This window comes from Pantoea ananatis PA13 (assembly GCF_000233595.1).
Taxonomy (GTDB): domain Bacteria; phylum Pseudomonadota; class Gammaproteobacteria; order Enterobacterales; family Enterobacteriaceae; genus Pantoea; species Pantoea ananatis.
The window spans coordinates 3,867,719-3,886,772 of the sequence record NC_017554.1; the positions used below are offsets into that span (position 1 = coordinate 3,867,719).

Genomic DNA, 19,054 nt, shown 5'->3' on the forward strand with positions numbered 1-19,054 from the left:
CGCGTTTCGCCACCGGGATTATCCGGGACGTATGACGCTCCCGGAATCCCAGGGGAAAAAGACGATGCGATAACAACAGCCTGTTTCACCGGGTAAGGTTACGACCCTGAAGCGTCGCCGTACGGGTTTTACAGCAGACCGGTTTCGACCTGAAAATGGCGCTGCTCGCCGGGCATCAGCGCGATTAACGTTCCGGCGCGCGTTGCCGCAGCAAAGCCTTCAGGACGGCAGGTGGCGGGCAGCACATAGGCAGCAACCTGTTGATCCGCATTATGCAGTATCCAGCGCGTGGCATGCGGGAACTGCGCAGTAGAAAAGCGGGTCATCAGGGCGTAACCGTCCGGAGAATGGAGTTCAAACTGAACGTTCTCACCGTACTGCGCCAGATGATCGGCAAAGAAGACAATCTCTGGATCGTACATCTCGGGTTGATCCAACCGGCGTAAAGCGGCGGGATCGCTGGCAAGGGATGCGGTAAAAGCGGTCCATTGCGGCGTGGGCCGCACATGTGCCGGTAGGGAGCGGCGCAGCTGAAATGCCTCATCCGGTATCGTCTGCCTGAACTGCCCCTGCGCCACCCACGCGCTGTTGATGTGGCACATGTACTGCAACGGCATCGGCGCGCCAGCCAGGTTGGTGACGCTCATCTCCAGCACCAGTCGTGCCTGACTGGCCCCTAATCTTACCGCCGGAGCCGCCCGATAGTGGTGACCAAACCCCTTGATGTATTCGGTTTCGCCCTCCACCGAAAGTCTGTCGTCCTCCAGCACAATCCATGCTGTATCCATGCGTGCGCAGGCCATTTCGCCGTGCAGCGCGTGCGTGTCTTCCGCAGCAGGGCAGCCATTCGCCAGCAGGCCAGAGTGAAAGGCAAAGCAGCCATAGGTATCGATAATCGAATCACCCGGCAGCGGCTGTTTAAAGCGATGTCCCATGGTTAATGCGCGGCCGTCAAAATTCACGTCCCACACCATCTGGCCCAGAAACGGCAACACAATTACCGTGCCCCGTCGGTTGTGAATGCGAATGGCTTCAATGCCCGCAGGATAACGAAACAGCTCGACGCTGAAGTCCTCGCTCTCCAGCAGCAGGCAAGGCGTGTAGGTGAACTGTTCGCGACAAAGCGGTAAACGGGTTTTCATCGCCCCTCCTCCGCCAGGTTTCCGCTAAGGCGAGGCTGCTTTTTGTGGCGCAGCTCGCCCCAAAAATAGAACCCAACCCATGCGAAACACAGCAGCGACACGCCGAATGCCAGCTGCATCGATCCCAGGTGATCGGAAACAAAGCCCTGCAGCGCGGGCACAAAGGCCGCACCCACAATGGACATCACAATAAATGCTCCCGCGACTTCGGTGTATTTACTGTCAACGGTCGCGAGCGTCCCGGCATAGATCGTCGCCCAGCACGGGCCAAACAGCACGCTGACAAACACCGCGGCGTAGACTGCTGTGAAATTGGGCACCAGCATCACGTAGCCCAGCGTTGCGATGCCAAGGAGTGAAAAGGCGATAAGCACTTTCTCTGGCCGGAAACGCGTCATTAAAATGTTGGCGACAAACTTGCCAATAAAGAAACAGATAAAGCTGTAAATCATAAAGCTGGATGCCTCGCGCTCATTGGCCGCTCCCAACGTAAGCGCCAGACGGATGGTAAAGGACCACACCGCCACCTGCATACCGACGTACAAAAACTGCGCCAGAATACCGCGTTTAAAATGGCGATTTTTAGCCAGATAGCGAAAGGTTTCCCCCAGCGTTGGCAGCGATTTTTCGTTGCTTTGCGGCTTGCAGCGTGGATAGCGGGTGAACATAAACAGCAGCATGACAACCACCAGCACCATCACCAGATATTTATAGGGTTCCAGGGTATGTTCCAGCATGGACAGGCGGAAAGCATGCGCCTGCGCCGCCGTCATGTTTGCCATTTGCGTTTCCAGGCTTTCTCCATCCTGAAACACCAGATATTTTCCCAGCACAATGCCCATCAGCGCCCCCACCGGATAAAACGTCTGACTGATGTTAAGACGCAGCGTGGCATGCTGACGCTGTCCGATCATTGAGCTGTAGGTGTTCGCCGCCGTCTCCAGAAAGCTTAACCCAATGGCAATGGCAAAAATCGCCGCCAGAAACATGGTGTAGGTTGCCATATGCGAGGCGGGATAAAACAGCAGGCAGCCCAGGATGTACAACGCCAGACCGGCTAATATAGCCAGCTTGTAACTGGTTTTACGGATCACCAGCGAGGCAGGAATCGCAATCAGAAAATAGCCGCCGTAAAAGGCGCTCTGCACCAGGGCGCTGGCAAAATCGCTCAGGGCGAAAACGCTTTTAAACTGCGTAATCAGAATGTCATTCAGGCTTGCCGCACAGCCCCACAAGGGGAACAGGCAGGAAAGCAGAATGAACTGGAACAGCGGAGTCTTATTTAGATAACCGTCATTTTGCTGAACAATGTTCTGGTGCATGGCTGTACCTCACTGAAGGTCAAGAAAGCGCTGAAATTCCGCTGTATCAGGATAAGAACGTTGTGTGCCGCGCGCCGTCACGCTACAGGCCGCGTAGGCGGAGGCTTTGGCCATCGCCGCAGGAATATCGCCCGTTTTCACCAGTTCATGAGCGAAGCAGCCGATAAACGCATCACCGGCACCGCTGGTATCCACTGCCTTAACCGGCACAGGCGCAACCTGGTGCTGTGTCTCTCCGGTCATCCACAACGATCCGCGACTGCCCAGCGTAACGATCAGGTTTTTCAGGCCACGTTTCAGCAAGGACGCTCCGGCCAGCCTGACGTCATCATCCGTCCCCACCGGCATCCCGGTAAGAATTTCCAGCTCCGTCTCATTGGGCATAAAAAAGTCGCACTGGCAGGCATAGCGGATATCCAGGTCTGCCACGGCGGGCGCAGGGTTGAGGATGACGCGAATATCATGCTGACGGGCAAAATCGATAGCGTAGTACACCGTTTCCAGCGGAATTTCGAGCTGAAGAATGATCAACCGACAGCGTTTCAACGCATCACCCGCAGCGTCAATATCCGCCGGCTTGAGGTGCTGATTCGCGCCTTTGATAATTAAAATGCGGTTTTGCGACTGATCATCAACAAAAATGGGGGCCACGCCGCTGGAAACCCCTTTTTCGGTTGTGACATAACGCGTATCCACGCCCTGCTGTTGCAAATTAGCCAGCGTGGTGGGCGCAAACAGGTCATCGCCGACTTTACTGACCAGCATCACCTCGCCACCCAGTTTTGCTGCCGCCACAGCCTGATTGGCCCCTTTTCCCCCACAGCCAATCGCAAAATCGGGTGCCTCAAGCGTCTCTCCAGCTTTAGGAAAGCTGTTGGTATAGGTGATTAAATCCACCATGTTTGAACCAATAACGGCGATATCCATTTTTCCCCCGGTAATGAACAGCTAAAATGTTATAAAAATAACACTACCAATTCACCGGCGTTTAATATGTGATAAATTTCACATTTAACGTGACATTATTCCGCGATTTATCGGATTTTTCGCCCTCCAGATGTTACTATTATAACAAATTCAGCTGTCTGAACTGTGCGTTATTCTTAGCTTTAGTGCAGGTTTGCGGGGTAATAACATTGCGGGTAAGATGAAAAATCTTAACCGGTGAGCACGCAACACCTTATATTTTTTGAAATTTGTCACAGCCTCAATAAAACCACGGCGATTTCAGGTAAATTTAATTGCGCGATAACAATGTGACAGGCACTGACGTATGACGTCTTCTTCAAGGAATACAGGTTCAGAAATGACAATGGAAACCCGCCGCGACGAACGCATTCGCAAACTGGCTCTGGCACTTAAGCGCACCGATAAATTACATCTGAAAGATGCCGCACAGCTGCTGGACGTCTCCGAAATGACCGTGCGCCGGGACTTAAGTGAACCGACATCGAGCGTGGTATTGCTGGGCGGTTATATTGTGAGCGATCCCCGAAACCACGCCGGACACTATTTCATCTCCGATCAACATGGCCAAAATGCGGCCCGCAAGCAGCGGCTCGCTCAGGCAGCAGCCAGCCTGATTAGTGAAAACGACACGGTGTTTTTCGACTGCGGCACCACCCTGCCCTATGTCGTGGATGCGATTCCGGATGAGCTGCCCTTTACCGCTATCTGCTGTGCCATGAATACCTTTCTGGCGCTGAAAGAAAAACCCGCCTGCAACGTGATCCTGAGCGGCGGGGAATTTCATGCAGACAATGCCTTATTCACGCCCGTCGGCGGCCATTCCATTCTGGATGACCTGTGTCCCAGCCTGGCGTTTATCTCTGCGGCTGGCGTAGATCGGGATCAGGGAGCGACCTGCTACAACCTCAACGAGCTGCCGATGAAACACCATGCCATGCTGCGCGCCCGCCAACGTATTTTGGTTGCCGACAGCAGCAAATATGGCAAAGTGCTGCCCGCGCGCATTGGCGAGCTCGCCCGCTTTGATTTACTGGTCAGCGACAGCGCGCCCGAACCCGCCCTGCGTGAGTGGTTAACCCAACAGCACATTCCCGTCCGCCTTCCCTGACGCTTTTCTGTGACGCGGCGGCAACAGGCTATTGCTAAATTCTCGTCGCGGACAGCAGACGCGCTGCGCTAAGGCGGCCGTTTGCTGCTCCATCTGACAGCGGACACAAATCAAACAGTTACGCCTGACTGCACGACTGCGCGGAATTATCCCGGCGCATCGGCTGTGAATAGGCGGCGAAAAAGGCTAAACTTCGACATCATCCAAACGACAAACAGACCCAGAGGCTCAATACAACGTGGCTCAATTCGTCTATAGCATGCATCGCGTCGGCAAAGTAGTTCCGCCCAAGCGACATATTCTCAAGAACATCTCCCTTAGCTTTTTCCCAGGCGCGAAAATTGGTGTACTCGGCCTGAACGGTGCGGGTAAATCTACGCTGCTGCGCATCATGGCCGGTATTGATAAAGATATCGAAGGTGAAGCTCGCCCACAGCCCGGTATTAAAATCGGCTACCTGCCACAGGAACCGCAGCTTAACCTTGAGCACACCGTGCGCGAGTCCGTTGAAGAAGCCCTGTCCGAAGTGGTCGGTGCGCTGAAACGTCTTGATGAGGTTTATGCCTTATACGCTGAAGAAGATGCGGATTTCGATAAGCTGGCTGCCGAGCAGGGACGTCTGGAAGAGATCATTCAGGCACATGATGGCCATAACCTGAACACGCAGCTGGAACGCGCCGCCGATGCCCTGCGCCTGCCGGACTGGGACGCAAAAGTCGCAAACCTGTCTGGTGGTGAACGTCGCCGTGTCGCGCTGTGCCGCCTGCTGCTGGAAAAGCCCGACATGCTGCTGCTGGACGAACCGACGAACCACCTGGATGCCGAATCTGTCGCCTGGCTGGAGCGCTTCCTGCACGACTTCGAAGGGACCGTGGTAGCGATTACGCACGACCGCTACTTCCTGGATAACGTTGCTGGCTGGATTCTGGAACTGGACCGCGGCGAAGGTATTCCGTGGGAAGGTAACTACTCCTCATGGCTGGAGCAGAAAGATGCCCGTCTGGCACAGGAAGCCTCTTCCGAAGCCGCACGTCGTAAATCCATCGAGAAAGAGCTGGAGTGGGTACGTAAAGGGCCAAAAGGCCAGCAGTCTAAAGGCAAAGCCCGTCTGGCTCGCTTTGAAGAACTGAACAACACCGACTACCAGAAACGTAACGAAACCAACGAGCTGTTTATTCCGCCGGGTGCCCGCTTGGGTGACAAAGTGCTGGAAGTCAGCAACCTGCGTAAATCCTACGGTGACCGCGTTCTGATTGACGGCCTGTCGTTCTCCGTACCGAAAGGCGCCATCGTCGGCATCATCGGCCCGAACGGCGCCGGTAAATCAACGCTGTTCCGCATGATGTCCGGTCAGGAACAGCCGGACTCCGGCGAGATTGTGCTGGGTGAAACCGTGAAGCTGGCTTCTGTCGATCAGTTCCGTGACAGCATGGATAATGCCAAAACCGTATGGGAAGAAGTCTCCGGCGGTCAGGATATTATGCGCATCGGCAACACTGAAATGCCAAGCCGTGCCTATGTCGGACGCTTTAACTTTAAAGGCGTGGATCAGGGCAAACGTGTCGGCGAGCTGTCCGGTGGTGAGCGTGGTCGTCTGCATCTGGCAAAACTGCTGCAGGTTGGCGGCAACATGCTGCTGCTCGATGAGCCAACCAACGACCTGGACATTGAAACCCTGCGCGCGCTGGAAAACGCCCTGCTTGAGTTCCCTGGCTGCGCCATGGTGATCTCGCATGACCGTTGGTTCCTTGACCGTATCGCGACCCACATTCTGGATTACCAGGATGAAGGCAAGATCGAGTTCTTCGAAGGTAACTTTACCGAATACGAAGAGTACAAGAAACGCACGCTGGGCGCGGATGCGCTGGAGCCGAAGCGTATTAAGTACAAGCGTATTATTAAGTAACACAGGGGCGGCAGCGATGCCGCCCTTCTCTTTTCTTCAGTGGTAGAATTCGCGAAACACCGGCGACTGCAACGCAAATTCAATGTACTTCATCAGCGCAGGTGAGTTCAGTTTTCGGCTGGGATACACCAGCCACAGTTCATTCCCCTCCATTTCCCATTCCGGCAAGACCTGCACCAGGCGCGCATCATGCATCTCTCCGTCGATTAAAAAGCGCGGCAGAAGCGTAATACCGGCACTGCCTAACGCCGATTCGCGTGCATACAGTAAATTGTCGGTGAGGTGTGCAGGCGGGAGCAGCCAACGGTGATACTGATCGTGCCGTTTTAGCACCCACTCGTTCCAGGCCCGGTGCGCAATGCAACGGTGCGCGGCTAACTGCTGAGGATGGGTCACCGGAGGATGCTGATCGAGATAGGCTTGCGCGGCCACCAGCGAGCGCTGGCAGTAGCCAACGCGCCGACCAATCAGAGACGACTCCTGCGGCTGGCCGGTGCGCAAGGCCAGATCAAAACCGTCCTGCACCAGATCGCGGATATCATCCGAAATGGAAATATCCAGCGTCACATCCGGATAGCGCCGTAAAAACGCGGCGTTGCAGCGGGCCAGTAAGGTTGCGCCAATACCCGCCGGGCTGGTAATCCGCAGGCGACCGCTGGGATTTTCCCGCAGACTGGCAATAGCCTGCTCAGCACGTTCGCTGGCCTGCATCATCTCCTGGCAATGCAGCAGGTAGCGTTCGCCCGCAAACGTCAGGTTTAACTGGCGCGTGGTGCGGTTTAACAGGCGAATGCCCAACCGCTGTTCAAGCTGGCTGATGCGCTGACTGACGCTGGATTTGGGTAAGCTCGCCCGTTCTGCCGCGGCGGTAAAACTGCCACACTCTGCCACTAACGCAAACAGCGCCATATCCTGCCACTGACGAAACGCCATTGTTCACCTCAGACGAACACGCTAATAACGATTGTCCATCTTATCAGTATCGCCTCAGGGTTCTACACTTGAGAAAACACTACAGGAGATAAACCATGTCTGTTCGCGCGATTGCCGTCGATCCCGAAAACCCAAAAAACTTCGTCGAAATTTTTCCAGAAACCCTCACGCCTGGCGAATATGACCTGCGCGTCCAGGTGAAAGCCGCTTCGGTCAACCCGGTGGATACCAAAGTCCACAAAGGGGCGATCAAAAATGGTTTACAGGTGCCGCGTATTCTTGGCTGGGATGCCAGCGGTGTGGTACTGGAAACCGGCAGCAAAGTCAGCGGCTTTAAGCCAGGCGATGAGGTTTACTACGCGGGCGATATTACCCGCCCGGGCAGCAACAGTACGGAGCAGTTGGTCGATTCACGCATCACCGGCCACAAACCGAAAACCCTCGACTGGGCGGCTTCTGCCGCTATTCCCCTGACGGCGCTGACCGCATGGGAAGGCCTGTTTGAACGGCTGGATATGGCAGCCGCACGTGAAGATCAAACACTGCTTGTCGTGGGCGGCGCTGGCGGCGTCGGTTCGCTGGCCATTCCGCTGGCAAAAATGCGCAGCAAAGCCAAAGTGATTGCCACCGCCTCACGGGAAGATTCCGCCCAGTGGTGCCGCGATCGCGGGGCAGACCTTGTCATTAACTACAAAGACATGGTTGGGGAGCTGGAAAAGCACGGTATCAAACAGGTCGATTATATTTTCTGCCTTAACGACACCGACGGCCATTGGGAAACCATGAGCCAGCTCATCGCCCCTCAGGGCCATATCTGCACCATCGTCGAGAATGAACATCCGCTGTCGATGGATCAACTGAAGTTAAAAAGCGCCGCACTGCATTTTGAGTTCATGTATACGCGCAGCATGTACAACACGCCGGACATGGCGCAGCAGGGTGAAATCCTCAATACCGTCGCCAGCCTGCTGGACGAAGGCAAGCTGCAAAGTACACTCAACGAAACGCTTCATGGCCTGAGTGTGGAAACGCTTGAGACCGCTCACCAGCGCGTGCTGGAAGGCCATATGCGCGGCAAGGTTGTCATGGTTTACTGATCACTCGCGGGTGCCAGACAATACGGGCACCCGCGTACGGTTATGTTACGGGGAAGCCGAAGCCTGGCTCAGCGTTGCCGTGAAAACCTGAGGATTCCCCTGATCGTCCAGCGCGGTAAAGTTAAGGCTGCCCTCACCTGTGGCTAAAGGCGGCGCATCACCCATGAGGGGATACGCTTTATGGGTGAAAGGTGCCAGCGTTTTATCCCCGTCCAGATAAACGGGATAACGTTTCCCCCCTGCCGTCACCGTCATTTTTCCCGGCGTAAAAAAGTAACGGCTATGATTCATGGCCTGAATAAAAAACTGTCCCTGCTTTTTTCTTACCTGAAAGGTGACCGCGTTTACCCGTGCCGCAAAGGGCGTAATGTCCGTGAACGGCCGGTTAATCACTTTAAGCTGAGTGTTCAGCGCCATGCTGATCTTGTCGTTGTCCGCCCGTAGCGTGCTTTTTTTCACTGCGCTGATCTCGTAAAGATTGAGCCAGTAAAGGGATTCCCGATCCTTTGGCAGCTGTGCGGCCAGCTCGGTGCGCAGAACCGCAATCTGCTTTTTTTCCTCTTTATTCAGCGTAAAAACGCCGGGAAGCGCAACAAAGGGAAAGGCTTTACTGCCGGGTGATCGTTCCGGTGAACCGCCGTCTATCCAGGTCTGGATCAGTACAGGCGCGTCACCACTGTTGACCAACAGCAACGGAATTTGTACCTCGCCAGGATGAAAGATGAGCCGGCTTTGCTGTGGAATCACTGCGGCATGGGCATGAATCGCGATAGACATAACTAACCAAAAAAACGTTTTCATGTTATTGCAGCCGAATAAGGATGGATGCGGTCGCATCGACACGGCCCGCCGTCACTGTTTGACCGGGAATCTTTGCAAGACGGGCACTGAACGTACGCTGGTACAGCTTTTCGTCACTCTGCTGGCCACCGCTGATAACCTGCGCGTCTTCCAGTACCGGCCGCCAGCCCGCATTACTGCTGAAGCTGCTCCAGCTCAAAAAGGAGACAGGCTGACCACTGGACGTCTGTAACTGAATGCCGACGCCTTTTGCCAGTGAAGGATCGCTGTCATAGCGATCGGACACCAGGTAGCGCGAGATACCGCCTGTCGTCGTCAAACTCAGTTGCTCGGCCTGCAGCCAAGCCGCGTAACTTGGCTGGAAGCCCAGAGAGAGCTGGCCTGAGTTAATACCCGAGATGTTCTCGGTCCCGTTTGCACAGGCCAGGGTAATGCTGAGCGGCGCTGTCACGGCCTGGCCTTCATTAAGCCCGTTGATGCTGATGCCGGGGAAAATGACGTTTGCGGTATAATTTTCTACCCGGCAGCCCTGGGTCATATTTTGCGTCAGGGTGGCGACCGGCGCGGTATTCATCCCAAAGGCCATATAACGTCCGGAACCCCAGGTTTCAAAATGGTTCCAGCTGTCCTGACCCGCTTCGGGCACATTCATCCCCGGCCCCATAAACACCACATAGCCATTGGGCTGATTACAACTGTATGCGCCGGTATAATTATCGGCTGCCGCCCAGGGGCAGCCCCATGACGCGTAACCGGGCGTGCGGTTGTTGCTGTCGGTACGAATGAGCTCCGCGCTGATGGGGCTGAAATCGCGCCCCCTGATCTTGATTTTGTTCCCGTCTATCTCATACTGCGTGAGCGGCACTTTTTGCCAGATACGGGTAAAAGGCTTACCACTGCGCACGTGAACCAGCTTTAATGCGGTAAAAGGAAAATAGGTCTGGAAATAGTTGTTCCCCATGTCCCAGGCACCGCCAACGTTGCTGTCACCGTTGGTGGCGAAGACTTCAAACAGTTGGTCTTTATCAGCAAGGTCACACTCGTACAACACGCGATCGGGATTATTGTTAGCCACAGACGGCACCACCCGAAACACCGAACGGGCCAGCACGGTGCCGGCGGGCTGATAGCGAAGATTCATTAACCCGATATTGCCGAAATTCAGGGGCGCACCACAGGCATCACAGCCTTGATCGACCGGCTGTATACGCGTGCAGGTCGCGTGAGCCGGGAGCCACACCGTCCAAAAAAATACTGTTATTACCGCTAAAATGCGCTTCATCATTTATACCTCAGATTCTAAAAACGACAGACGGCATCCGCGTAGGTGATCACCGCGTCGGGCTTGGGTTTCGGGATGCGGTAATCAATTAAACAGGATGACTGTGCGCCCTCTCCCCAGACGGCCTTCAGTTGCCCCTGAGTTTTAGCCACCCGCAACCAGGCATTGCCGCCCTGACCAAATGTCCCCACCCGATTGCCCGACGCGTCCAGCAGATCTGCGCCCATCGGCACCGTGTTATCGCGATTGGTGCGGGTCTTTAACATGAGCGGATAACCGCGTAAGGTTCTGAACGACACCTTCACCATCGCACCGGCATAGGGCGCGACGATTTTCTCGCTGTCCTGTATCTCAACATGGCTATCGCTGCCGCCGGCTCCCAACGAAATCCGGTTGTAGTGATAGGGGTTAAGCGACGGCACCAGGGCATAGCCGAAGCGGTCGATCTCGGTACCCTGGCTGTTGAGAACGTGGGCGTTCCTGGCGCCTTTCGCCTCGACAAGGGCGAAGGTGTCGCCGAGATAATTGCCCAACGTCACGCCGCCGCTGTGGATCACTGCTGCGCCCATCGCGTTAACGGACATCTGGTTAAACCGCGAAGAGGTCGATGCGGTACCGGTCACGCTGGCTTCTGAAAACTTTTTGCCCAGGCTGCCACTTAACGTCGTATCACGTTGCTGCTGATCGCGATTCACATTCACGCTATAGCTGGTGCCGCTCTCGCCGCTCAGTCCGCTGAGCGACGCGTTGTAGTTACTGCCGTTCTGGCTTCCCCGCGTGCCGCCCAGAGCCAGATAGGGTGAGGTGGCGTCCGAGCCCAACGGCACAGAGAGGCTGACCTGCAACTGGGTATCTTTATAAAAGGTATCGTCTGCATGCTGGGCCATCACCGCCATGCGCGGATCGGTTGAGTAGGCTCTGCGCGAATACTGGCGTGAGAGCGAAATATTCAGCGCGATATTTTTGGGCAGCACCGTGCCATAGCCGACCTGAAACTGCGTCGTCCGGGAGCGTCCATCATAGTAATTTTGCTTCGAGCCAGAGAGATAGACATTGCCCCACTGCCCCAGCGTTTGATTAAAGGTCATTTGCAGGCGGTTACGCTGCATATATTCGCTGTTGATAAGGTTGCGGCCGGGCGTTTCTGCATTATTCAGTGCAATCACGTCGTTAAGATCCCGGTAACCCTGAGTGGAATACTGGTATCCGGCAAAGGTCAGTGTGGTATTGGTAGGCTGAAAGGTTCGACTGTAACTCAGTGCGTAACGCCATCCCTGGGTCGACTCACCGCCGTTCAGATCGGCTTCAGAATACGCGCTGTTAAATCCCACTGCGCCGATGTCAGAGGCCCAGATGCCGCCGGCCAGCAAAGCATGATAGCGTTGGCCCAGCCGTACGCCGCCATTAAGGGTGATGGCGTTGGTCAGTCCGTGCTTAACGGTTAATTCGGTAAAGGCGTTGTCTTTACTGTAATCCCTGACTTTACCGGCAGCAAAGTTGTAGTCCGTCCGGCCAGGACGCAGCGACTGCGGTAACACCGCATAAGGCACGCTAAATCGATGAAGGCTGCCGTCAGACTCCTGAACCTCAACGCTGAGATCGCCGCCATAGCTCACCGGACTCAGGTCATTGATGATAAACGGACCCGGCGGCACGGTTGTCTGGTATATCCGCTGCTTGCCCTGCCAGATTGTTACCCGTGCATTACTGTTTGCCACGCCGCGCACCACCGGGGCATAACCCCGAACAGAATCCGGCAGCATACGATCGTCAGAGTCCAGACTGACGCCGTTAAAACTGACAGCAGTAAATAAGTCACCGTTACTAAAAAGTTCCCCTATCCCCGCCTCACTTCGTAAAGTGGGCAGCGCACGTTGCACCCAGGCCCGGGCGCTTTGCCAGCGATTGCCGAACTCGTCATGGGTGAAATTTCCCTGCTGACGGAAACGCCACATCCCGACGTTCATACCACTGTTAATGCCCAGATAGGTGGATTCAAAACGCTGCGCATTTTTATAATCGGAATAAAACTGGTTAAGGTTGTAATTCACGAAAGCCATGGTATCGCCCGCCGTCAGGTTTTCGGGCGCGATATAGCCTACGGGCCGCTGGACCAGCATCGCCTGAGGAATGGTCACATCCACGCGTAAGCTTGCCGTATTCACGTTGACGGTCGCGCCGGGCAAAAATGCCTCAGGCCGTGCGCAGTCTTCCGCCTTCAGGGCGGACAGATAAGGGGTTTTGACGCCAAACGCCCGATAAAACGGCGAGGTAAGACACACGGAGAGCGGCCCCTCGGCGCGCACGATTTGCAGAGCCGTGGATTGCTGGAACTTACCATTGAGGTAAAGATCGACATCGTAACGGCCAGGCTGAAACCAGGCATCCTGTGAATCAACGGGCATCGCAACCTGTCCCGGCATCATTTCACGGATTAAAGCAGGATCAAACGTATAGTCATTTTGCGCATCAGCCGCCTGACTTGCCCTGGCTGCAATCAGGCTCGAAGCGAAGAATAACAATAATGTGGCTTTATTCATTTCTGCTATTTTTCGTTTACGTTGATTTTTTCGTCGGCGCCAAAATCATTAATCAGGACGGCATTAAGCGCATATCCAGAGAGGGATGAATGGCTTTTCAGCGTAATGCGCTGTTCACTAAAAGGTGCCAGCGTGACGGCATCGTCCCAGGGAAGCGTGTGATTACCTTTTACCAGGACAAACGAGCGAATATTGGCGTAAAAGGGAGACGCATTTTTAAGGAGGATTGTGTGCCCCTCGATACGCCAGGAAAGCGCCTGTCTGACTTTATCCACAGAGAAATCGAGATCCCCGGGACGAACGATGACTTTCACCCTGTTCTTGATAACCAGATAAAGTTTATTTTTATCTTCATCGCCCTTTTTAACAGAGGGGAGCTCCGTGTAGTCCAGATAAAACAGCGACTCTCTGTCCTGCGGCAAATTTTTTTCAGTGACGTTGACTTTCACCGTTTGACCGGCGACCGGTGCTATACGAAAAATTTGCGGCAGCGCCACAAAGGGCGGCGTTGAATTTGCATCAGGATTCACTGCCTGAATTTGAATAAGCGCAGGCTGATCGCCTGCGTTAGTAAACTGGATGGTCTTTTCATTTTTCGAACCATCAATAATTATCCGGGTGCCGTTTAGTACCACACTCGCCTGACACAGAGTGGCTGACAGCATCAGCAACAAAATAACGCTAGATTTAAACACAGGTTTCTCCTGCCCTCTTAAATAAAGAGGGCCTGATAGTTATGGATAGCTGACAGAATATTGGACGCTACTCAAAACTGTACCTGCACCAGCGCTTCCAGAGTCGCTGTAATATTCGACCGAAAAATTTTGTGATGCACTGGTACTTCCGCTCGCCAGCGTCATGCCGCTGACCGTCGCCGCACCGCCAGATAAATCGATCGCTTTATCACTACTATCCAGCAAACGCAGTGCCACGTTTTTCGCTGTTCCGGTATTCAGTAAATCACCAGTCGATGAAATGTTGTTGCCGACCAGATTAATATTAATTGCCTGCGTTGATCCTGATGCCGGTGCAACACAACCGGTTAAGTTAATGGTAAAAGGCGTTTTTCCGGCGGTTGATTTTGCCGTACTCAGCGCGGTAGTGGAAACCGTTGGCAGCAGAATAATCGGGCTACCGGTTGCATCATTGACATTAACGTTACAGGTTTGTGCATTGACCTCGCCCTGAAAGCGAATGGTATTTTGTGATGCGGAAAAAGCATTAAAAGAAATAAAACTTGCACCGCATAAGGCAATTGTCATGCCGAGTGATAAAGACCTGGCTTTCATTGGTTCCCTCTTGTGATTCTGATTAATAAACATGCTCATTGGCGGCGAGAATCATAAGGGGCATGGGAGAGAAACTGTGTGTGAAGTGTTCTGACCTTATGTGAAGAAGGCTTTAGAAAACAAAAAATATATTTAAATTCAATATGATAATGTTAACCCTGTGTTGCTGAAGAGAGACATTTCATAAGATAACAACAGGCCAGGCCGTGCGCGCAACGACAGCGAACGCCACATTGACGACATTACTTTTCGCAAAGGTAAAGCGGTACCGGCCCAGAATAGAATACCCACGTCTGCAGGCCTGTCCTTTTAATGACAAACGGAAATGTCGCCCCGACGGTAATGAAAAATGCCGGCAGCCACTTTTGTTGCTCCTCTAAAGACATTTGATTATCCGGTGAGGGTTCTATTAATGTTGATCGCGCAAGATACAGATCACCCTCGCGCTGATAAGTAAAACGGATAATTTTACTCAGGCTGATAACCTTATGCGCGCTATCGGTGAGTCGGCCCGTAATCGCAATAATACCCTGACCGTTTCGCATATCGTGAGAGGCGATCACTGAAAATGTCTCACCGCCTCTGATGTAATTAATGTTTGCTATACAATGGACAGAATCCTGTCGAAACATAAATACGACAATGCCTGCTGCTGTCATCACGATTACAGCTAACAGAAAGGTTAACTTCACCACTGACTCCTTATATAATAATACGAAACACAGTCCGGGGAGCCGAAAAGTGAAAGGGTATTTTTACACTGTAAAACTGAAATTCTTTCACCATTGGTGAACGCTGTAATAAAAATTTTTCGTCGCTCCGTACAACCGACTTTAATATCGACAGCGACTCGTGCCACCAGACTGTTATCCGCTTTTTCATTGCCATATATTTCGCATCCATTCATATCAAAGCGTTTAACAAAATCCATTTCCTGGCGGTAAAGTGAAAAGACCATGATGGCAAAACCACAAATCAGTATCGTCAACCCCGTCAGCCCTGTCACAAACAGATGACGGGGGGAAATCGCATAGCGATTTGCGCTTTTTCTGAGTGTTAATATAGCAGATTCAGGATCGCCGATCGGTTTTTTTGATTTTGGTTCAGAAAGCGGCATGTCATTAATGAGGTTTTCTGAAATATTCTCATCATCCTGAATAACGGACTGCGTCGTATTTGGCGAAACCTCATCTTCACTGGCCGAAGGTGAGAGCGAAATGCGCTGTTCGTCTTCCTGGGCACATTTACCAGCCACTGCTTCCTCATCAGAAATACGCTTTTCAGGCGCAGTCGTCGATTCCTCAATGAGGATTGCGTTTGAAAGCATAAAGCCGCGACGCGGAATTGTTCTGATCACGTCCTGGCGGATATCGCATGCCAGCAGCGCTTTTCTGATCAGGGAAATACTTTGATATAAGGCATTGGCACTGACTTCCATACCGAACCGGCGCCAGGCATATTGATAAAATGCTTCATGATCGACAATTTCGCCCTGGCGCGCGATCAGCAATTCAAAACAATAGGAGGCCGATGAGTGCAACTTCACTGTCTGATCATGACTAATAATTTCCCTTTTCCCAGGATAAAAAACCACATCGCTACCAATACTAATCTTTTTCATCTTATTACATCCGGGTATATCATTATTTCTATCTTAAGAACATTCCCTCAATATAAACCAGTTAAAAATATTGAACTTACATTTAACAGCAACACACAGAAGAAATGAAATAATATCAGTTTTTAAATACGTAATAATGTTACCTGGGAATTCAAAATCTCTTTTTTTGTTTTCTAATGTTACGCGCGTTATTTGGCTGCACGTGGTTTTTCACGAGCCATTATTTCTCATGTTCAGGTTAGAGAGGGCGCGAATAATATGAATAAAAAATAGCCATTAAAGGGGCGACGTCTTGTTCCTTCCCCGCCCCGGTATGAAGGTAAAAGCCTTAGAGCGGGCTCTGTTCGCCCAGCATTCCTTTCACCAGTTCAATACAGCGCAGGAAACGCGTATCGTAGTCTTCTTCCTGCACATGAACGAAATCGATGTGGTTTTCACCCAGCATCGAGATCAGCATGCTCTGGAACTCACGGCGATCCACAGAGCTGCCCAGGCTGCGCAATCCGTCCGCCACCCAGGGCACGTTATTCTCCAGCAAAATGACCAGGTCAAAGCGATACTCATCAATCATTGCCTGAACAAAAGGATGCTCACGTCCCTCATACTTTTTGCAAAAGGCCTGGGTGGTGACAAAGTCGGTATCGATAAACGCCACTTTATTGGCATATTTCACCGCAAAATCGATGTACTGTGCATGGCCCAGCGCGATCTTATCGTAGTCAGAGTACTGCAGTGCCATCTCATCGCCGCCCAGATGGGAAAAAACATAGTCACGGCCATATTCCCACGCACTGGACGTATTAAAGATGTTCGCCAGCTTGTTCACCAGCATCGACTTTCCGCTCGACTCACCGCCCAGAATGGCCACGGTGCGTACAAAGAAAGGCTTCACTTCGGTGGGAATATACTCCCAGAAGCGGAAGGGATCCTGACGAATCTGCGCGCCGCTGATATTCATAAACGATCGTTTTGGATCGATCAGTATCGTCTCAATGCCCAGGTGCTGTTGATACATTTCGGCATCGGGTGCTTCACTGGTATAGATGCAGTCTGCGGCAATCCCCTGCTCGTCCAGGAAGGTTTTCACCCCTGCACTCCACACATCCCAGCCGTGTGGATAGGGTTCAATGCCCTCTTCATCGAAGGCATGAATGCGAATATTTTTCTGGTACTTGAAGGTTTGCAGTAACCAACGCAGACGATCGCTAACGGTAGGCTGCTGCGACATGGCGCTGTTTTCAAACAGGCTCAGATCGCGCGGCTCGTCGTAGCCCATAATGATATGCAGCTCATCGACCTGACTACAGGCACGCTGGATCAGATAGATATGGCCGGTATGTAGCGGATAAAACTTACCAAATATCACCCCAATTTTTTTGTCGCGACGTGGAAACTCCAGACCGAGAAAACGGTGCAGGGCTTCCAGCTTTTGTGCACTGGGGCTTTTAATTTTCGCGTTAAGCAGTTGGCTTAAGTACCCTTTGGTCATGCCACTGGCATCGGCCACCTGTTGTAGCGTGTGGCCCTGCTGGCGAATGGCCGTTTTTAAATAATCAAACGCCGACATGTGGTGCCTCCTGCAAAAAATGATCAACGACGTGAGGACAGTTGTCCCTCACCGGCCCTTTTGCACAACGGCAAAAGGGCATTGGGGAAAGCTTAAAGATCATCGAGAATCGCCAGCGCATCCGCCAACTTTTTCGCGCTGTAGACGCGCATGCCCTCAATCGGCTTTTTCGGCGCGTTACCGGCAGGCACAATCGCCCGTTTGAAGCCATGTTTAGCCGCTTCTGAAATCCGTTCCTGGCCGCTGGGCACCGGGCGAATTTCGCCGGCCAGCCCGACTTCGCCAAAGATAACCAGATCCTGCGGCAAGGGGCGATCGCGCAGGCTGGAAACCATTGACAGCATCAGCGCCAGGTCGGCGCTGGTTTCTGTGACTTTCACGCCGCCCACGACGTTGACGAACACATCCTGATCCGCCATTTGCAATCCACCGTGACGATGCAGTACCGCCAGCAGAATCGCCAGGCGGTTTTGTTCAAGCCCGACGGCAACACGACGGGGATTCCCCATCATCGAATGGTCCACCAGCGCCTGAATCTCGACCAGCAATGGCCGGGTTCCTTCCCACAGCACCATGACCGAACTGCCCGACGTAATCTCTTCACCACGCGACAGGAAAATGGCGGAAGGATTGCTCACCTCACGCATGCCCTGCTCCGTCATGGCAAAAACCCCCAGTTCATTCACGGCACCAAAACGGTTTTTATGGCTGCGCAAGGTGCGGAAGCGCGAATCGGCATCGCCATCCAGCAGCACCGAACAGTCGATGCAGTGCTCAAGGACCTTCGGCCCGGCCAGCGATCCGTCTTTGGTGACATGGCCCACCATGATAATCGCCACGCCGCGGGTTTTGGCAAAGCGCGTCAGATAAGCGGCGGTTTCGCGCACCTGGGCGACGCTGCCGGGTGAAGACTGGATATCGGCCATGTGCATCACCTGGATGGAGTCGATGACCATGATTTGCGGCGCTTCCTGCTCGGCGATCAGGCAGATCTGTTCGATGCTGGTTTCCGACAGCATGTTCAGGTTTTCAGTCGGCAAACCCAGCCGATGGGCACGCATTGCCACCTGCTGTAAAGATTCTTCGCCGGTGACATACAGCGTTTTCATGTTCTGCGCTAAGCGGCACATGACCTGCAGCAACAAAGTGGATTTACCGGCCCCGGGATTACCACCAATCAGAATGGCACTGCCGGGCACCACGCCACCGCCCAGCACACGGTCAAATTCTTTAAAGCTGGTCGAGAAACGGGGCAAGGCTTCCAGGCTGATTTCGGACAGCTTTTGCACCCGACTGGTCCCGGCACTGCCCGCATAACCGCTGAGGCGCTCATTGCGCGCTGCAGCGGGTGAGGCGGCAATCCGTACCTCGGTAATGGTGTTCCAGGCGTGACAGGCGCTGCATTGCCCCTGCCAGCGCGGATAATCTGCGCCACACTCGTTACAAACAAATGCGCGTTTTGCCGCTTTGGCCAAAA

General features: G+C 53.3%; 16 protein-coding genes. 3 read left to right on the top strand and 13 right to left on the bottom strand.

Translation table 11 applies throughout. From position 1 onward, the window contains the following. Window positions 1–128: 128 nt before the first annotated feature. The 3 genes from PAGR_RS18275 to rbsK are packed head-to-tail and all read right to left on the bottom strand — an operon-like array spanning window position 129 to window position 3,391. Window positions 129–1,142 carry an aldose 1-epimerase family protein gene (locus tag PAGR_RS18275; protein ID WP_014606633.1) on the bottom strand — a complete coding sequence of 338 codons (1,014 nt, stop codon included), beginning with the start codon at window positions 1,140–1,142 and terminating at the stop codon, window positions 129–131. Beyond that, window positions 1,139–2,464 (bottom strand): L-fucose:H+ symporter permease, encoded by a 1,326-nt coding sequence (gene fucP / locus PAGR_RS18280; protein WP_013024528.1) that lies wholly within the window; start codon window positions 2,462–2,464, stop codon window positions 1,139–1,141. The genes PAGR_RS18275 and fucP overlap by 4 nt, the downstream gene beginning before the upstream one ends. 9 nt (window positions 2,465–2,473) lie before the next feature. After that, window positions 2,474–3,391 (bottom strand): ribokinase, encoded by a 918-nt coding sequence (gene rbsK / locus PAGR_RS18285; protein WP_013024527.1) that lies wholly within the window; start codon window positions 3,389–3,391, stop codon window positions 2,474–2,476. 385 nt (window positions 3,392–3,776) lie between these two features. On the opposite strand from rbsK, the gene deoR reads away from it, so the two are divergent. Next, window positions 3,777–4,541, top strand: coding sequence for a DNA-binding transcriptional repressor DeoR (deoR, locus tag PAGR_RS18290; protein WP_024472311.1), 765 nt, complete (start codon window positions 3,777–3,779; stop codon window positions 4,539–4,541). Window positions 4,542–4,779: 238 nt separating this feature from the next. Then, window positions 4,780–6,447 carry an energy-dependent translational throttle protein EttA gene (gene ettA / locus PAGR_RS18295; RefSeq protein ID WP_013024525.1) on the top strand — a complete coding sequence of 556 codons (1,668 nt, stop codon included), beginning with the start codon at window positions 4,780–4,782 and terminating at the stop codon, window positions 6,445–6,447. Between the two features lie 36 nt (window positions 6,448–6,483). Here the strand turns inward: ettA and PAGR_RS18300 are convergent, their stop codons facing one another. Continuing rightward, on the bottom strand, window positions 6,484–7,380 hold the full coding sequence (locus PAGR_RS18300) for a LysR family transcriptional regulator (protein ID WP_014606635.1): 897 nt from the start codon (window positions 7,378–7,380) through the stop codon (window positions 6,484–6,486). Between the two features lie 95 nt (window positions 7,381–7,475). On the opposite strand from PAGR_RS18300, the gene PAGR_RS18305 reads away from it, so the two are divergent. After that, on the top strand, window positions 7,476–8,477 hold the full coding sequence (locus PAGR_RS18305; protein WP_014606636.1) for a zinc-binding alcohol dehydrogenase family protein: 1,002 nt from the start codon (window positions 7,476–7,478) through the stop codon (window positions 8,475–8,477). Between the two features lie 45 nt (window positions 8,478–8,522). Here PAGR_RS18305 and PAGR_RS18310 read toward each other — a convergent pair whose 3' ends face one another. The 9 genes from PAGR_RS18310 to radA all read right to left on the bottom strand — a co-directional run bounded on the left by PAGR_RS18310 (window position 8,523) and on the right by radA (window position 19,052). Beyond that, window positions 8,523–9,278 (bottom strand): fimbrial biogenesis chaperone, encoded by a 756-nt coding sequence (locus PAGR_RS18310; protein WP_014606637.1) that lies wholly within the window; start codon window positions 9,276–9,278, stop codon window positions 8,523–8,525. A gap of 1 nt (window position 9,279) precedes the next feature. Continuing rightward, window positions 9,280–10,563 (bottom strand): fimbrial protein, encoded by a 1,284-nt coding sequence (locus tag PAGR_RS18315; RefSeq protein WP_014606638.1) that lies wholly within the window; start codon window positions 10,561–10,563, stop codon window positions 9,280–9,282. Window positions 10,564–10,577: 14 nt separating this feature from the next. Next, on the bottom strand, window positions 10,578–13,100 hold the full coding sequence (locus tag PAGR_RS18320) for a fimbria/pilus outer membrane usher protein (protein ID WP_014606639.1): 2,523 nt from the start codon (window positions 13,098–13,100) through the stop codon (window positions 10,578–10,580). Window positions 13,101–13,105: 5 nt separating this feature from the next. Further along, window positions 13,106–13,795, bottom strand: coding sequence for a fimbrial biogenesis chaperone (locus PAGR_RS18325; RefSeq protein WP_014606640.1), 690 nt, complete (start codon window positions 13,793–13,795; stop codon window positions 13,106–13,108). 39 nt (window positions 13,796–13,834) lie between these two features. After that, window positions 13,835–14,389: a fimbrial protein gene (locus PAGR_RS18330; protein WP_014606641.1), complete on the bottom strand. Its 555-nt coding sequence runs from the start codon at window positions 14,387–14,389 to the stop codon at window positions 13,835–13,837. A 242-nt stretch (window positions 14,390–14,631) separates the two neighbouring features. Next, window positions 14,632–15,081, bottom strand: coding sequence for a YqeJ family protein (locus PAGR_RS18335; protein WP_014606642.1), 450 nt, complete (start codon window positions 15,079–15,081; stop codon window positions 14,632–14,634). After that, window positions 15,078–16,010: a winged helix-turn-helix domain-containing protein gene (locus tag PAGR_RS18340; protein ID WP_014606643.1), complete on the bottom strand. Its 933-nt coding sequence runs from the start codon at window positions 16,008–16,010 to the stop codon at window positions 15,078–15,080. Before PAGR_RS18340 ends, PAGR_RS18335 begins: the two co-directional genes overlap by 4 nt. A 328-nt stretch (window positions 16,011–16,338) precedes the next feature. Further along, complete coding sequence (nadR, locus tag PAGR_RS18345; protein WP_014606644.1) at window positions 16,339–17,577, bottom strand: multifunctional transcriptional regulator/nicotinamide-nucleotide adenylyltransferase/ribosylnicotinamide kinase NadR; 1,239 nt, start codon at window positions 17,575–17,577, stop codon at window positions 16,339–16,341. Between the two features lie 92 nt (window positions 17,578–17,669). Next, window positions 17,670–19,052 carry a DNA repair protein RadA gene (gene radA, locus PAGR_RS18350; RefSeq protein ID WP_013024514.1) on the bottom strand — a complete coding sequence of 461 codons (1,383 nt, stop codon included), beginning with the start codon at window positions 19,050–19,052 and terminating at the stop codon, window positions 17,670–17,672. Between the last annotated feature and the right edge of the window lie 2 nt (window positions 19,053–19,054).

Bases quoted from the DNA above. Each gene is read 5' to 3' on its own strand.
- PAGR_RS18275 (WP_014606633.1), bottom strand. From the start codon at position 1,142: ATGAAAACCCGTTTACCGCTTTGTCGCGAACAGTTCACCTACACGCCT.
- fucP (WP_013024528.1), bottom strand. From the start codon at position 2,464: ATGCACCAGAACATTGTTCAGCAAAATGACGGTTATCTAAATAAGACT.
- rbsK (WP_013024527.1), bottom strand. From the start codon at position 3,391: ATGGATATCGCCGTTATTGGTTCAAACATGGTGGATTTAATCACCTAT.
- deoR (WP_024472311.1), top strand. From the start codon at position 3,777: ATGGAAACCCGCCGCGACGAACGCATTCGCAAACTGGCTCTGGCACTT.
- PAGR_RS18300 (WP_014606635.1), bottom strand. From the start codon at position 7,380: ATGGCGTTTCGTCAGTGGCAGGATATGGCGCTGTTTGCGTTAGTGGCA.
- PAGR_RS18305 (WP_014606636.1), top strand. From the start codon at position 7,476: ATGTCTGTTCGCGCGATTGCCGTCGATCCCGAAAACCCAAAAAACTTC.
- PAGR_RS18310 (WP_014606637.1), bottom strand. From the start codon at position 9,278: ATGAAAACGTTTTTTTGGTTAGTTATGTCTATCGCGATTCATGCCCAT.
- PAGR_RS18315 (WP_014606638.1), bottom strand. From the start codon at position 10,563: ATGATGAAGCGCATTTTAGCGGTAATAACAGTATTTTTTTGGACGGTG.
- PAGR_RS18320 (WP_014606639.1), bottom strand. From the start codon at position 13,100: ATGAATAAAGCCACATTATTGTTATTCTTCGCTTCGAGCCTGATTGCA.
- PAGR_RS18330 (WP_014606641.1), bottom strand. From the start codon at position 14,389: ATGAAAGCCAGGTCTTTATCACTCGGCATGACAATTGCCTTATGCGGT.
- PAGR_RS18340 (WP_014606643.1), bottom strand. From the start codon at position 16,010: ATGAAAAAGATTAGTATTGGTAGCGATGTGGTTTTTTATCCTGGGAAA.
- nadR (WP_014606644.1), bottom strand. From the start codon at position 17,577: ATGTCGGCGTTTGATTATTTAAAAACGGCCATTCGCCAGCAGGGCCAC.